Source organism: Chitinophagaceae bacterium (genome assembly GCA_016710165.1).
In the GTDB taxonomy this organism is placed as follows: Bacteria; Bacteroidota; Bacteroidia; order Chitinophagales; family Chitinophagaceae; genus Ferruginibacter.
In genome coordinates this window covers 442803-456869 of the sequence record JADJLJ010000001.1, presented here as the reverse complement: position 1 = coordinate 456869, position 14067 = coordinate 442803, and the positions used below count along the sequence as shown (strand labels likewise).

Annotated in this window: 13 protein-coding genes and 1 pseudogene; 4 read left to right on the top strand and 10 right to left on the bottom strand. The window is 46.0% G+C overall.

Going from position 1 to position 14067, the window contains the following annotated elements:
- Positions 1-213 precede the first annotated feature (213 nt).
- Positions 214-2350, top strand: a pseudogene (bglX, locus tag IPJ02_02070) (beta-glucosidase BglX).
- A 118-nt stretch (positions 2351-2468) separates the two neighbouring features.
- Here the strand turns inward: bglX and IPJ02_02065 are convergent.
- Entirely contained in the window at positions 2469-2990 is a 522-nt protein-coding gene (locus IPJ02_02065; GenBank protein ID MBK7374383.1) for a hypothetical protein, read from the bottom strand.
- Between the two features lie 212 nt (positions 2991-3202).
- Positions 3203-3457, bottom strand: coding sequence for a hypothetical protein (locus IPJ02_02060; GenBank protein MBK7374382.1), 255 nt, complete (start codon positions 3455-3457; stop codon positions 3203-3205).
- A gap of 291 nt (positions 3458-3748) precedes the next feature.
- Here IPJ02_02060 and IPJ02_02055 point away from each other — a divergent pair, with 291 nt between their 5' ends.
- Both IPJ02_02055 and IPJ02_02050 read left to right on the top strand, forming a co-directional pair.
- Positions 3749-3958 (top strand): hypothetical protein, encoded by a 210-nt coding sequence (locus IPJ02_02055; GenBank protein MBK7374381.1) that lies wholly within the window; start codon positions 3749-3751, stop codon positions 3956-3958.
- Between the two features lie 271 nt (positions 3959-4229).
- Positions 4230-5555, top strand: a complete 1326-nt coding sequence (locus IPJ02_02050; GenBank protein MBK7374380.1) for a DEAD/DEAH box helicase — start codon at positions 4230-4232, stop codon at positions 5553-5555.
- 157 nt (positions 5556-5712) lie between these two features.
- Here IPJ02_02050 and IPJ02_02045 read toward each other — a convergent pair whose 3' ends face one another.
- From IPJ02_02045 to IPJ02_02010, 8 genes are all read right to left on the bottom strand, one after another.
- On the bottom strand, positions 5713-6918 hold the full coding sequence (locus IPJ02_02045) for a cytochrome-c peroxidase (GenBank protein MBK7374379.1): 1206 nt from the start codon (positions 6916-6918) through the stop codon (positions 5713-5715).
- A gap of 45 nt (positions 6919-6963) precedes the next feature.
- Positions 6964-7503 (bottom strand): periplasmic heavy metal sensor, encoded by a 540-nt coding sequence (locus IPJ02_02040; protein MBK7374378.1) that lies wholly within the window; start codon positions 7501-7503, stop codon positions 6964-6966.
- Positions 7504-7513: 10 nt separating this feature from the next.
- Positions 7514-7837: a hypothetical protein gene (locus IPJ02_02035; GenBank protein ID MBK7374377.1), complete on the bottom strand. Its 324-nt coding sequence runs from the start codon at positions 7835-7837 to the stop codon at positions 7514-7516.
- A gap of 56 nt (positions 7838-7893) precedes the next feature.
- Positions 7894-8457, bottom strand: coding sequence for an RNA polymerase sigma factor (locus tag IPJ02_02030; protein ID MBK7374376.1), 564 nt, complete (start codon positions 8455-8457; stop codon positions 7894-7896).
- A gap of 89 nt (positions 8458-8546) precedes the next feature.
- A complete protein-coding gene (locus IPJ02_02025; GenBank protein ID MBK7374375.1) occupies positions 8547-10091 on the bottom strand; it encodes a sulfatase in 1545 nt (514 codons plus the stop codon).
- Positions 10092-10130: 39 nt separating this feature from the next.
- Positions 10131-11180 carry a tetraacyldisaccharide 4'-kinase gene (gene lpxK, locus IPJ02_02020; GenBank protein MBK7374374.1) on the bottom strand — a complete coding sequence of 350 codons (1050 nt, stop codon included), beginning with the start codon at positions 11178-11180 and terminating at the stop codon, positions 10131-10133.
- A gap of 113 nt (positions 11181-11293) precedes the next feature.
- A complete protein-coding gene (locus IPJ02_02015) occupies positions 11294-11839 on the bottom strand; it encodes an RsmD family RNA methyltransferase (protein ID MBK7374373.1) in 546 nt (181 codons plus the stop codon).
- Positions 11830-12657: a DUF3822 family protein gene (locus IPJ02_02010; GenBank protein ID MBK7374372.1), complete on the bottom strand. Its 828-nt coding sequence runs from the start codon at positions 12655-12657 to the stop codon at positions 11830-11832. The genes IPJ02_02015 and IPJ02_02010 overlap by 10 nt, the downstream gene beginning before the upstream one ends.
- Before the next feature lie 44 nt (positions 12658-12701).
- Between IPJ02_02010 and IPJ02_02005 the strand changes: the two genes are divergently transcribed.
- Complete coding sequence (locus IPJ02_02005) at positions 12702-14054, top strand: MATE family efflux transporter (GenBank protein ID MBK7374371.1); 1353 nt, start codon at positions 12702-12704, stop codon at positions 14052-14054.
- Positions 14055-14067: the final 13 nt, after the last annotated feature.

Here is a 14067-nt window from a genome sequence, read left to right as displayed (position 1 = left end):
TAAGCGGATCGTATTCACTTATCCAGGTAGATACCTCCGCTTTTTATCTACTTCTTTACGTTTCAAAAAATTCTTAATGAACAAGATCAGGTATAAAATAGCAGGATATGCTGCGTTTGTTCTTTTAATATCCTTTCATGCAGCCGTTACGGCACAAACCAATATAAGGGGCCATTTACCACCGAAGAAAAAATAAATGTGCTGCTGCAGAAAATGACCCTCGAAGAAAAAATAGGGCAGATGAACCAGTACAATGGCTTTTGGGAAATAACAGGCCCTGCACCCGCAGCCGGTGATGCCAGGATCAAGTACGATCACCTGCGCAAAGGCAGGGTAGGCGCCGTATTAAATGTAAAGGGCACGGATAATGTACGTAAGCTGCAGGAGATAGCTGTAAAGGAAACACGCCTGGGAATTCCACTGCTATTCGGGTACGATGTTATTCACGGACATAAGACCCTTTTTCCCATACCACTGGGTGAAGCCGCCAGTTGGGACCTGCAAGCCATAGAAAGATCGGCCCGCATTTCCGCCATTGAAGCATCGGCCACAGGCATTAACTGGACCTTTGCGCCCATGGTGGATATAACCCGTGATGCCCGTTGGGGAAGGGTGATGGAAGGGGCAGGGGAAGATACTTATCTGGGTACAAAGATAGGCCTGGCCCGTATCAAAGGATTCCAGGGCAATGACCTGTCGGCAAATAATACCATTGCCGCCACGGCCAAACATTTTGCAGGCTATGGATTTGCGGAAGCAGGCCGGGACTACAATACCGTTGATGTAGGCACTTCAACGTTGTACAATATCATATTTCCCCCGTTTAAAGCGGCGGTTGATGCGGATGTGCAAACGGTAATGAACTCATTCAATACCCTTAATGGAATACCAGCCACCGCCAACCGGTTCCTGCAAAGGGATATTTTAAAGAATAAATGGAATTTTAAGGGATTTGTCGTTTCTGACTGGGGTTCAGGCATGGAAATGATAGACCACGGTTTTGCAAAAGATCTGGAACAGGTGGCGGAACTTTCTGCGAATGCCGGGAGTGATATGGATATGGAATCCTATGCGTATGTGAACCATTTAAAGGGCCTGGTTGAATCAGGAAAGGTGGAAGTAAAAGTCATTGATGAAGCAGTAAGAAGGATATTGAGGGTAAAGTTTGCTTTGGGATTGTTTGACGACCCGTACCGGTATTGCGATGCAAAAAGAGAGAAGGAGCTGATCTATCACCCGGATCATATGGCTGCTGCATTGGAAATGGCAAAAAGATCGATTGTACTGCTGAAAAATGAGAACCAGTTGCTGCCATTGAAGAAGAACCAGCAGAAAATTGCCGTGATCGGGGCCCTGGCAAATGACAAGAACAGTCCTTTGGGAAGCTGGCGGGTGGGTTCTGATGACAGCAGCGGCGTTTCTTTCCTGGAAGGATTAAAAAAATATACCGGCAATTTTCAATATGCAAAAGGAGCCGACCTGGCCATTGGACCTGTAAATTTCATTAATGAAGTAACGATCAATGAAACAGATAAAAACGGTTTTGCCGATGCGATCAGGCTGGCCTCCTCATCCGAGGTTGTTATCATGGTTTTGGGCGAACATGGTTTCCAGTCCGGTGAGGGCAGAAGCCGCACAAAACTGGACCTGCCGGGTGCAGCAGCAACTGCTGGAAGAGGTATATAAAGTGAATAAGAACATCATCCTGGTATTGATGAACGGAAGGCCCCTGGCAATTACCTGGGCCGATGAGCATATTCCGGCTATTGTGGAGACCTGGCAGGCGGGTACACAGGCGGGGAATGCCATTGCGCAGGTATTATTTGGCGAATATAACCCCGCTGGTAAATTACCCATGACCTTTCCCAGGAGTGAAGGACAGGTACCGGTCTATTACAACTATTACAATACCGGCAGGCCGGGCCCAAAGGCCGAGGTTTTCTGGAGTCATTACATCGACGAAAGCAATAAACCCCTGTACCCGTTCGGTTATGGTTTAAGTTACACCCGCTTTCAATACAGCAACCTCAGCATCCAGGCATCCGGTCAATCAAATTTTAAAGTAACGGTTACTGTAACCAATACCGGCAAAATGGCCGGCGAAGAAGTTGCCCAGCTGTATATCCGGGATAAGGTAGCCAGTGTGGTAAGGCCCGTAAAGGAATTAAAGGGATTTAAGAAATTCAGCCTGCAGCCCGGCGAGTCCAGGGAAGTGGAGTTCATACTCACCGACGCTGAACTTGGCTTTTATAATAATTCCGGGGAATTTATTGTTGAGCCGGGAGATTTTGATGTGATGGTTGGTACAAATTCACAAGAGGGGATATCAGGAAAGTTCACGAGGAAATAAATTATAACTCAACATTATGTCTAAGTAAGTTAGGGCTGTGAAGCAGGCAGTTGTAAGTTTTCCAGAACAACCGCGAAGTGTAGTAGGCAGTTCTGATGGTTTTAATGCGAAAGGAGTGTTACAGACCCGAACCGACGTTCGGAGTTTTGGCTATGGTATCGGTTTTTAATTGGAGGGGACTTTCTTTTGGTTGCATCTCGAATTTTTGTTTGCATTTCCCTTCTTTTCCTTTTGTACTCAATTTGTAGATTTCTATACCGAGCGTAAGGGTAGCTATGCCCATTAATATCCCAGTAAAAATTGAAATACTTCTATTAATATCGGCTTGCCTAGAATTTATTATCTCTTGGTTGTCTGCTCGTTTCTGTTCCTTTAAAAATATGCGCCCATTTAAAGTTATTAAGGCATCGAGATTATGATGCTTGGCTTCATAATCATCAACAGTCATATCTTTTAGGTCGGCATAAGGTTCGTTTGGACTTGGGAATTGGATGAAGCCTTTAGCATGAAGATCATCCAAAAGTAGTTTTAATTCTATGGCTCTATCCGCTTTGTTACGAGATAAATTTTTAAAATAAGGTAATAGTTTTTGCCATAGTCCAGGCCTTTCGTTTAAATAATTAAGGAATTCCATTTCCATCCCACTAATCTACGCCAAAATCTCCGCTCTAGGGTGGCGATGGCCGCATTAAAGCAGAACACCGTATGACTACTTAACATAAAGATTAGTTATAGGTTTCAGGATGCGCAGGAATAGCGACAAATGTCGTGTACCTTAGCGACAAATGGCGAAAGAAGAAAAGATATATTCAATTCCGCCTGGCGGAAGATGGCATATTGAAACAAATATGACTACTGGAGTGTCGAAGATAGTGCGACATCAACATTCTTTAGAAGGTCTTCAGGCCAATTCTTTATGTAGCGATACTCACGACAAACAGTATTGCCATCAAGACGATAAATGTGAAGCTCAACCTTCAGTCCATTCTGAATGATTTCTTCCTCAAAGATTGATAATGCTTTCTCTGCCTCTTTTGTACTATGTTCTATAAATGAATAGTCTATATTCTCCCCGTTTCGGAGTATTACCTCAAGCGTTTTTCCCATAGCAATTAATTTTCTCGCACCAATCTACGCCAAAATCTCCGCTCTATGGTGGCGATGGCCGCATTAAAACAGAACACCGTGTGCCTACTTAACATAATGTTAATTATAGGCTTTTTCATTTATAATAATTTAATTGGTTGCCACATACGATTTTTCATTAAATTGCCACATGAAAATCGTATGTGGCAACAAGGCATGAAAAAAGCCTATAATAGCCATTATGTGAAACAGGCACACGGGTAAATTATTTAAGAAAAGCCATTGCCACGCGCGAAGATAAATTAGAAGATTATGAAACCTGAAGATTTTAAATTAAATGTACCACAAATGCACAGAACTGACTTACCAATAGTTAGTATAGCTGAACAACAATTAGCTGAAATAATAGCTATAAGAGCTATGATACACGCCTATATATTAACAACTTTGGACGAAGAAAAGTTAAAAATATTTGAAAAATTTGTTAACTCTGTAAAATTAACGACTGTAGAAAACAGTTAAATTTACCCCTTCCATCTTTATTCCAGTAATTGAAAAGGTTTCGCTTTTACAAAGCGATGCTCCGCAGCTTTTTTCTTAAATAATTTCCCTTCCACCCTTCGTATGTAGTTGTAAATAAACTTACTACATACGCCAACCTGTTTAACATAACGCATAATTATAGGCAAATAGGCTGCTTTAATACGGGTTTTACCTTTTAATCAACGATCCCCGGACTATTCTTAGCCTGGGGATTCTGTTTAATAGGAATACAAAGGCTACTTTTGCCGAAATGCAAAAAGACTATAAAGAATTTAATTCATTCCTCTCCAATCTCAATATCTCATCGCTCAACCCCATGCAGGAAGCTGCACTGGAAGCCATTGCAAAAAATGAGAACACCGTTCTATTATCGGCCACCGGTTCGGGAAAGACCCTGGCTTTTTTATTGCCGGTGCTTGAACGCCTGAACCCGGAGATCAATGATGTACAGGCCCTCATCATCGTGCCCAGCCGTGAGCTGGCCATACAGATCGACGACGTGTTCCGCAGGATGCAGACGGGTTTTAAAGTAACGCTTTGCTACGGCGGCCACAAACGGGAAACCGAGGAGAACAACCTGAAGCAGGCCCCGGCCCTGATCATTGGTACGGCAGGCCGCCTGGCCGATCATATACGCCGCAATAATTTCTCGTTGGACAATATAAAGACCCTGGTGCTGGATGAATTTGATAAATCGCTGGAACTGGGCTTTACCGAAGAAATGTCCTTCATCACCGGTTCACTAAAGGGCCTTACCAAACGCATCCTTACTTCGGCCACCCATGCCGTAGCCATACCGGATTTCATAGGCCTCCGGGAGCCCGTATTCCTGGATTTTTTGCCGGAGAATGAAAATACGGGCAGCATGCTGGACGTAAAAACGGTTTTCAGCGGTGATAAGGACAAACTGGATACCCTGTTCCAGCTCATCTGTTACCTGGGCAACCGCTCAACGATCGTATTCTGCAACCACCGGGAATCGGTGGAACGCACCAGCAACCTTTTAACGGAGAAAGGAATACAGAATGTTTTTTATCACGGCGGCATGGAACAACAGGAAAGAGACAGCGCCCTCTGTAAATTCCGTAACGGTACTTCCAACGTACTCGTCACCACCGACCTGGCTTCCCGCGGACTGGATATCCCCAACATCCGGTACATCATTCATTACCATCTGCCGGCCAGCGAAGACGTGTTTACGCACCGCAACGGCCGCACTGCCCGTATGGATGCCAGCGGCACGGCTATTTTGATCTTATCGGCTGAAGAAAAATTACCGGCATATATCCAGCATGTTGAGCATATTGAACTGGAAGGGAATTATCCCCTGCCGGAAAAGCCAAAATGGAGCACTTTATTCATTGCCGCCGGAAAAAAAGATAAAGTGAACAAGATAGACATCGTTGGTTTCCTTTCCAAGAAAGGCGAACTGAAAAAAGAAGACATCGGCCTGATCGACGTAAAGGATTTCTTCAGTTTTGTGGCCGTGCGTAAATTAAAACTGGGCCATGCACTGCAATTAATAAAGAATGAAAAGATAAAGAATAAGAAAGTAAAAATTGAAATAGCAAGGTGATAGAAACACGGATAACGCTGATTGATGCGGATTAAAACGGATTTTTGTCACTCTGCGATACGAAGAATCCCACCGAAATAAAACAATACGGATGATTTGCAGGGATGCTTCGTACCCTGCCTTCCGGCAGGCAGGCTCAGCATGACAGAGCCTCTGGTTAAAAAGGACTACTCCATTTTTTATCAATATACACATTGGTGCCCGATAAGGTTCTCAGGAACGCTTCCAGTGCATTCATCTCCTGGCCGGTTAGGTTCAGGTGCTGTCCAAAACCATTTGGCCTGAGCTTTGGATCGAGATTGGTATTGCCCGGGGCGATATTGATGGTATTGTAATGCCCGATGGCATTTTGTAATGTAGCGAGGTTTGCTGTATGCATGAAGGGGCTGTTCACGATCCCGGCCGTATTGGTAAGATCCCGTAAACTGGGCGCCCGGGTAACGGTTATGTCAATGCCGGGTTGAGGAGGGATCCTTCCAATGATGCCGTTGTTGCCCGAATTGGGGGCAATGTCAAACTCCGGTGCATTGTGACAGCCATTGCATCCTGCCCCACCGTTTACCCGGTTACCGGTTGCATCAAACACAGGAGGATTTATAAATACCTGCTTTCCCATATTTTCAACAGGCGTGAAGTTGGGGAACGGCTGTCCGTCGTTTCCAACCAGCGCCCTGCCCGCATCATATTTTGAATCGAAGGACTGGATGCTCCGTACAAACTGCGCCAGGCATTCCTGCAGGCGGGCCTCGGTTACTGTGATATCGCCGTAAACAAATTTGAAGAGTTCGTTGTAATAATTTATTCCCTGCAGTTTTACCAGCAGGTTGGGCAGTCCCGGCCTTCCGTTCAGCCCGCTGAAACCCATTTCGGCATGATCCTGTATCGGTTTGGTGGTTTGTATTTCCAGGGTGGCTGCACGTTCATCCCAGAAGAATTTCTGTTCAACGGCAAAACGGGTGTTGACCAGTCGCATCGAGTGTCTTGCTGTTAAGCCGCCGGCAACACCTTTGCTGGCGATGGCCGTATCACTGAAGGCGAACTGCTGCCTGTGGCAACTTGCGCAGGAAATGGAATTATCAATGCTCAGGTTCTTATCGTAAAACAACACCCTACCCAATGTAGCTTTTGCATTGGAAATGGCAGCGCCCCCGGCATTCTCCTTTACAATGTAGTTGGGTTTGCCCTGGTTGGCATAATTAGCCAGGTTGTTGGGATCGATGCTGGTGCCAAAGGTTGCTTTGATCGCTGCATAGGGATCTGCGGGTGTAACCGGGGTGACCGTATCGCTGCTTTTTGAACAATACTGGAAAGTAAAAGCACCCAGGGTCAGGATACTGATAACGATCGTTTTTTTCTGGTACATATATAATTAATGGTTTAGGGTTCTCTCAGTGTATTTATGTTTTGATCAGTTGCCCGGCGGCGGCGGTGGCCCATCTTCCGGCCGCATCATGCCTGGTGGTGGCCCCTGCCGCCCGGGTGCCATCCGGCGCAACGCATCCTGGATGATCTCATCAAATCTATCCTGCTGTTCCTTATTGCACAAAGCCCTTAGTTTCTGAAAATGATAAAAGGTAAATTCATCCAACTGCTGGTCGGCTGCTGCTGCCCGGCCGCTGTATACATGTATTTCAGAATCGGAAACACCGGGTTTCTTCAACAAAGCAAACAGGGCTTCTTTTGCTTTTTTCTGAATGCTGTCCCGGATGGCACGTACACCTGCCTGGTGTTCGTCTCTCAGTTTTTTATATGCTTCCTGCTGCGAAGGGTCTAATTTTAATTCATGCGTAAGGAACTCAAAGACCTGTCCCCGCGGTGGCGGTAATTTTCCATCCTCTTTCCCGCCTGAACTTTTATGCGTCCATAATAAAGCCAGCGTTACAATATTGGCTGTGATCAGCAGCAATGTTATAACAGGAAGCCAGCGGTTGTTTGTAAAATTGTTCATGTTGTAAACTTTATTCGTACACAGATCCCGGGTTCAGGTTATAGGCTTTTGCAAAGCTTTCAATGCCGGCCGGCTGATCGTTTTGGATCACCACAGCAGGTTGTCCGGGTATTTTGCCCATTTCAAAAAGTGAAAAGATATTTACCAGCAACAAGACCGAAAGCGTTGCGGTGATGAATACCGGCCTGAGTACAAGTGCCTGCTTTTTCTCCGGCTCGTTTTGCATTTTGCCCAGCAGCCGGGTATAAAAAAAACCGGGGGCGGCTGATCTTTGCAGCCCGTCAAGACTTTTTAGTATCCGTTCCGTGCGCTGATCTGACGTATTGTTTTCCATTATCAAAATTTACCTGTTATAAGTTTAGATGTCGTTTTTTATAAAAACCTTCGCGGCTATGGCGGTAATTCATTTATCTTTTTCCGCAGGTTTTGTTTGGCCCGCTGCAGCAGGGAGTCTACGGCGGGTTCTGAAGTATTTAATATAGCTGCTATTTCCCGGTAACTTAGTTCTTCGACTTTGTTCAGGATGAAGGCGGTACGCTGGTTCCCGGGCAGTGCATCCACCAGTTTAAAAAGCAGGGCTGCGTCTTCTTTCCGTTCGTGCTGCACCCCCGGGTGGTTAAAATCTTCCGGTTCATACACAGGCTTATTGTCATCCCCAAACAAGTTGCCTAAAAAACCAAAGCGCTTCTTCCTTTTTTTGCTCCGCAGGTGATCGAGTGATTTGGTTACGGTGATCCGGTAAATCCAGGTAGATAAAAGAGAATCACCCTTGAATTGCTGAACAGAACGGTAAACCTGTATGAAAACCTCTTGCGCAATATCTTCGGCTTCGGTATGATGTTGCAGTAAGCCGAGGGCTGTATTGAATACCTTATCCTGGAACAGGGTAACCAATTCCTTAAATGCAGGCTCCTCCCCGTTCCGGAGGCCGGAAAGCAATTCCTCTTCAGTCAAAGGCGGTGCGATTTTAGTTTAGACGTTGTAAAATACAAAAACCAACGGTGAGCAGGTAAATAATTACCGCAGGGATCAGCCTCTTCTGTTCAACGCAGTTCCCCGGCGGGTTCATGGTCATCGTACTGGTTCCTTGACCGGAGCAGCTCTTTTTTCATCTGCCGTACTATATGCTGGTGTGATGCTGAGTTCACCAGGTTCTTTTGTTCATCCGGATCGGTCTTCAGGTCATACAGTTCCCATTCATTTACAGTATAAAAATAGATCAGTTTGTATCGTTCGCCCCGGATGCCGAGGTGTTGCAAAACTGTATGGTCGGCTTTGTACTCATAAAAATGATAATAAAGATTCTGCCTGGACAGGGTCTTCTGTTTGCCGGTAATGACCGGTACCAGGTCTATTCCCTGCATCCAGGCCGGAACCACGATACCGGCAGCACCCAGGATCGTGGGGGCATAATCAATGGTCTGCACCATATTGGTATTTACAGAATTTGGTTTGATGTGACCGGGCCAGCGCATCATCAGCGGCGCCTGCATCGACACATCGTACATCCAGCGTTTGTCGAACCACCCGTTCTCCCCGAGGTACATCCCCTGGTCGCTGGTGTAAATGACCAGGGTATTTTCTGTAAGATCATTTTTATCCAGGTAATCAAGCACCCTTCCTATATTCTCATCTACAGAAGCCACGCAGGCCAGGTAGTCCTGCATGTACCATTGATACTTGTATTTTAAAAGTTCATTTCCCGTTGGCCTGAGTTGCTGCAATAGTTTTCCTCTTTCCTCATAGATCTTTTTGATGCTGCTCCTGCCGGGTTCCGGAATGCGGTTGAAGATCGCATGGTAATAAACAATATCGGCAGAATCGGGCCTTAGTTCCGGGATATCCATTAAATATTTTGGATCAACTTTCAGGTCGCTGCAGAGTTTCAGGTCGTGCAGGATACTCATGGTCTGCAGGCGCCATGCAGTACCACGGCCTGCCGTATCCATATAAAGCGTGGCGGGTTCCGGGAATGTTTTGTTGTGAAACTGTTCGATGTACTTAAGCGGTGCAAAAAAATACCGGTGAGGCGCTTTGTGATGAAGCTGCATCAGAAAGGGTTTGCCCCGGTCCCTGCCATCTAACCATTGGAGGGCTTCACCCGTGATCACATCACTGGCATATCCATGGTAGGTGCTGGTATCGCATTTCATTGAAATGAACCTGGGTTCAAAATACAGGCCCTGCCCGGGAAGTATCTTCCAAAAGTCAAAGCCGGTCGGGTAAGAATGCAAATGCCATTTGCCGATGAGGGCGGTCTGGTAACCGCCCTGCTGCATCAGTTTGGGCATGGTGATCTTTGAGGAATCAAATCTTGTACGGTTATCCTTCATCCCGTTCTTGTGCGAATGTTGCCCGGTGATTACAGTGGCTCTTACCGGGCCACAGATGGAATTGGCTACAAAGGCACGGGTGAATAGAACGCCTTCTTTGGCAAGCCGGTCAATATTGGGTGTATGGATGAATTTTTTATTGTAGGCGCTGATGGCATCCGCATCATGGTCATCACTCATGATATAAATGATGTTGGGCCTTTGCTGGCCAAAACAATCTGCATGTAATAACAGGAATAAAATAAGCAGCCGCATGATGAATGTATTACAGGCAAGATACAACCCGGATGGTATTTATTTAAATGAATGGATAAACTGTTTTACCCGGGTTTCAAAATCTGCAGCGCCGCCGAATAAAAAGGAATGTTTTATCGGGATCACGTAGATGGGGAAGTCTTTCAGCTCGTTCACGAATTTTTCCAGCCGCACCGCATCTTTCTCCGTTGTTAACACGATCTTCTTTTCGGCTTTCATTTTTTCAAACTGCTGCTTGATGTCCCGGAGGTCGTTGCTGTGAAAAATGTGGTGGTCGTCATAACGCAGCATATCGTATGTGTGAACGGTATCGGTAAGCTGTTTCTTCAGCGGCGAGGGATTGGCGATGCCGCATACCAGCAATACCGCATGGTCATGGGTGATATTCAGTTCTTCTTTACTGAAAAGCTGGTAGGGTTTGCCGTACACGATCGTGGTGAAATAAACGGTCTGCCTGGCTGTTGGGTTTATTTCTGCAAGTATTTCTTTTTTTTCGGTCTCCCGTAAGTCTGCATTGCATTTGGTTACAATGATGATATCGGCTCTCCTGCTGCTGCTTCTCAGGTCCCGCAGGTTGCCGGAGGGAAGCATGAAATCCCTGGTGTACAGGTCCGAATGATCGGTCAGTAAGATATTAAGACCGGCCACCACCTGCCGGTGCTGGAAAGCATCATCTAAAATGATCACCTGTGTACCGGGCCGTTCATGCAGCAATTGTGGTATGGCCACCAGTCTTTCCTCTCCCACGGCCACCACCACGTCGGGAAACTTCTGGTGGAACTGCATGGGCTCATCCCCGATCTCCAGTGCCGTTGTATGCTCATTGGCTATGGCAAATCCAACGGTCTTTCTTTTATAGCCCCTGCTGAGTGTGGCGGTTTTAAAGTCATTCTTTAAAAGCCTTACCAGGTATTCCGTCATGGGAGTTTTGCCGGTGCCGCCTGCCGCTAAATTGCCCACACAGATAAGCGGGAAATTGAAGGATGATGATTTCAGGATATCCTTATCAAACAGTTTGTTCCGAAGCCATACTCCCGCTCCGTAAATAAGCGAGAAGGGGAACAGCAGGTATCTGAAACTACGGAGCATCGTTATGGGTCGTTTAAAAGGTTTAAGGGTTTAAGGGTCATTGGTTATTAGTCATTAGGTCATTAGGTCATTAGGTCATTAGGTCATTAGGTCATTAGGTCATTAGGTCATTGCTAATGCGCATCATTTATAAAGATAGAGAAGATCGTGCTGCCATAATTGCGTTCTGTTTTATAATGTTCAGATTTCTTGTAATCATTTCTCGGTGTATGTTCCAGCACAAACCAGCCGCCCGGCTTTAACAGGCCCTTTTCAAATACCTTCTTTGGTAACTCATCAATGGTAGTAAGGGCATAGGGCGGACCGGCAAAAATAAGATCGTATTGCTGGTTGGTTGTATCCATAAAACGGAACACATCCGACCTGACCACATTAAAATTCTCAAATCCCAGTTCGGTAGCGGTCTTTTTAATGAAGTCATACATTTTATCATCTTTTTCCACGATGGTAATTTCCGGTGCTCCCCTGCTGGCCAGTTCATAACTGATGCAGCCGGTACCCCCAAAAAGATCCAGTACTTTCAAGGTGTCGATATCCAGGTTATTCTGCAGGATATTGAACAGCCCTTCTTTGGCAATATCGGTAGTGGGCCTGGTATGGGGCATTTTAGCCGGCGGGTTGATCCTCCGGCCGCCGTGTATGCCACTTATTATACGCATAGTGCCTGGTAAAATAAATGACTGAAAAAATGGGGAGGCTGGCTTTTCAACTCTTCTGCCACGGTGAAATTGGCAGGCAGGTTCTCAAATTCTATTTGCAGGAAATATTTGTAAACGGCGGCATACAGGTTCGATCTTTTATCCACCATCCCGCTGAGGCGTAGTTTGGCTGTTTCGGGCTCCACGTCAAAACTCCGGCAAACATTCAGCAGGTGATAGATGATATCCTCCGGGGTATTGTAGGTAAAGTTCCGGATCACCTGCAGTTTATCGTCTTTACAAAGCATCAGCGTTAAACTGCCGGTGTAAAACAAAACAAAGAGTTCGTTGCCTCCCTTCCGCAGCTGGTCAACCAGTAAGGAATACTGGTGGCTTTGGGTGGCGGACGGAAGCAATTCTTCAAAAATTTTAGCTGCACTTCCCGGAACCCGGTAGGTATTGTGCAGGTTATGCTTGTACAGGAATTCGTGCTGAACATTCCCTTTTACCGCATCGCCAAAAACAAGGTTCAGCATGGCCGCGTTATTGTCCCGGTCAAAAAGATCCGGCGGCACCAGGATGCTTTCGGGATAAGTCCAGATGATATGGATCTTTTTATATTGCTTCTTCATCAGCGGCTCCCCTTTCAGGATATCTTCCAGTTCTTCATTCACTTCTGCTTCGGTCAGTTTATTGGGAAAAGCATACATGACCACTGCCTGGAAACAATCACCGGTATTAAGAATGACGAAGGAAATACCCATCGGGCCTGCTTCTATGAACAACTGGGCCGGGTTGGTATAAATCTTTGGGGCCTGTATATTAAAAGATGGGTTCACATTTTGTATTTGGGGGGACAAAATAAGATAATTTTGCTGACTTTATGGAAAGTACAGCAGTCACCCGGGATTTAAAAGTTAAGGTTACCAATAAACAGATACTGTCAATTGCCTTACCTATAACCCTTGCCATTCTTATTCCCCAGATAAACATGCTTACCAACAGCATCTTCCTGGGAAATTTAAGCACCGAGGCATTGGGCAATGCAGGCATCACGGGCGTGTTCTACCTGATCTTTGCCGTGGCCGGGCATGGGTTGAACAATGCATTGCAGGCGGTATTTGCCCGGTATGCAGGAAGCGATGACAGCGATGCTTTCAAAGTGATCCTTGCACAGGGCATACGCATCTGCCTGCAGTTTGCACTGGCCGGCATATTATTTACCTGGTTCATTGCGCCCTTCATCATGCAGCAGGTGGCTGATCCGAAGGCATACCCGGTGGAAATGGAGTTTTTAAAGATCCGGATCATTGGCCTGCCTTTTTTATTCCTTTTCCAGATGGGCAATGCCTTTTTAGTGGCATCGCTCAACAGCCGCTACCTGATGATCGGTTTTATTTGTGAGGCTGCCGTAAATATTGTGCTTGACTACTTACTCATCAAAGGACGTTTTGGTTTCCCGGCCCTGGGTTTCAACGGCGCTGCCTATGCTTCTGTGATCGCGGAAGTGATCGGGATGATCGTGGTGCTGCTGGTACTGTTCCGTACCGGCCTGAAAAAGCAATATGGACTGCTGAAAAGTTATGCATACGATAAAAAAATAACCAAGCAGATACTCAACATATCGGCTCCCCTGATGCTTCAGTACGTGATAAGCGTTACCACCTGGCTGGTATTCTTTATCCTGATCGAAAGCCTGCACGACGAGACCGCCAAAGCCATCAGCAATACCATGCGCAACGTATTCGGGCTTACGGGTGTTTTTGTGTGGGCCTTTGCCAGCACCACCAATGTTATGGTGAGTAACCTGATGGGACAAAAGCGGGAAGACAAAGTGCTGGAAGCCATCACCCGTATCATGATGCTGAGCATCGGTTTTTGTGTGGCCATGTGCCTGCTCATTAATATTTTCCCGGAAACATTTTTTGGGGTGTTTGGACAAGGGCCCGACTTTGTGCAAAAGGGAATACCGGTATTACGGGTGGTCAGCCTGGGTTTATTACTGATGAGCATTGCCAATATATGGCTGAACGGGGTTACCGGTACGGGCAAGACCAGGATGAACCTGCTGATCGAGATCATTGCCATTACCGTTTACCTGGTTTATACCTGGTATTTCATAAAAGTAGATTACATATCCCTGGCGATGGCATGGAGCAATGAACTGGTTTACTGGTTCAGCATCTTCATCATATCCTTTATTTACCTGCGGAGCGGAAAGTGGAAGACAAAATAAACTTTGCCTGTCA

Excerpts from the sequence above, each read along its gene's own strand:
- IPJ02_02015 (MBK7374373.1), bottom strand. The coding sequence starts at position 11,839 with ATGCGTATAATAAGTGGCATACACGGCGGCCGGAGGATCAACCCGCCG.
- IPJ02_02005 (MBK7374371.1), top strand. The coding sequence starts at position 12,702 with ATGGAAAGTACAGCAGTCACCCGGGATTTAAAAGTTAAGGTTACCAAT.
- IPJ02_02035 (MBK7374377.1), bottom strand. The coding sequence starts at position 7,837 with ATGGAAAACAATACGTCAGATCAGCGCACGGAACGGATACTAAAAAGT.
- IPJ02_02065 (MBK7374383.1), bottom strand. The coding sequence starts at position 2,990 with ATGGAAATGGAATTCCTTAATTATTTAAACGAAAGGCCTGGACTATGG.
- lpxK (MBK7374374.1), bottom strand. The coding sequence starts at position 11,180 with ATGCTCCGTAGTTTCAGATACCTGCTGTTCCCCTTCTCGCTTATTTAC.
- IPJ02_02045 (MBK7374379.1), bottom strand. The coding sequence starts at position 6,918 with ATGTACCAGAAAAAAACGATCGTTATCAGTATCCTGACCCTGGGTGCT.
- IPJ02_02060 (MBK7374382.1), bottom strand. The coding sequence starts at position 3,457 with ATGGGAAAAACGCTTGAGGTAATACTCCGAAACGGGGAGAATATAGAC.
- IPJ02_02040 (MBK7374378.1), bottom strand. The coding sequence starts at position 7,503 with ATGAACAATTTTACAAACAACCGCTGGCTTCCTGTTATAACATTGCTG.
- IPJ02_02055 (MBK7374381.1), top strand. The coding sequence starts at position 3,749 with ATGAAACCTGAAGATTTTAAATTAAATGTACCACAAATGCACAGAACT.
- IPJ02_02025 (MBK7374375.1), bottom strand. The coding sequence starts at position 10,091 with ATGCGGCTGCTTATTTTATTCCTGTTATTACATGCAGATTGTTTTGGC.
- IPJ02_02050 (MBK7374380.1), top strand. The coding sequence starts at position 4,230 with ATGCAAAAAGACTATAAAGAATTTAATTCATTCCTCTCCAATCTCAAT.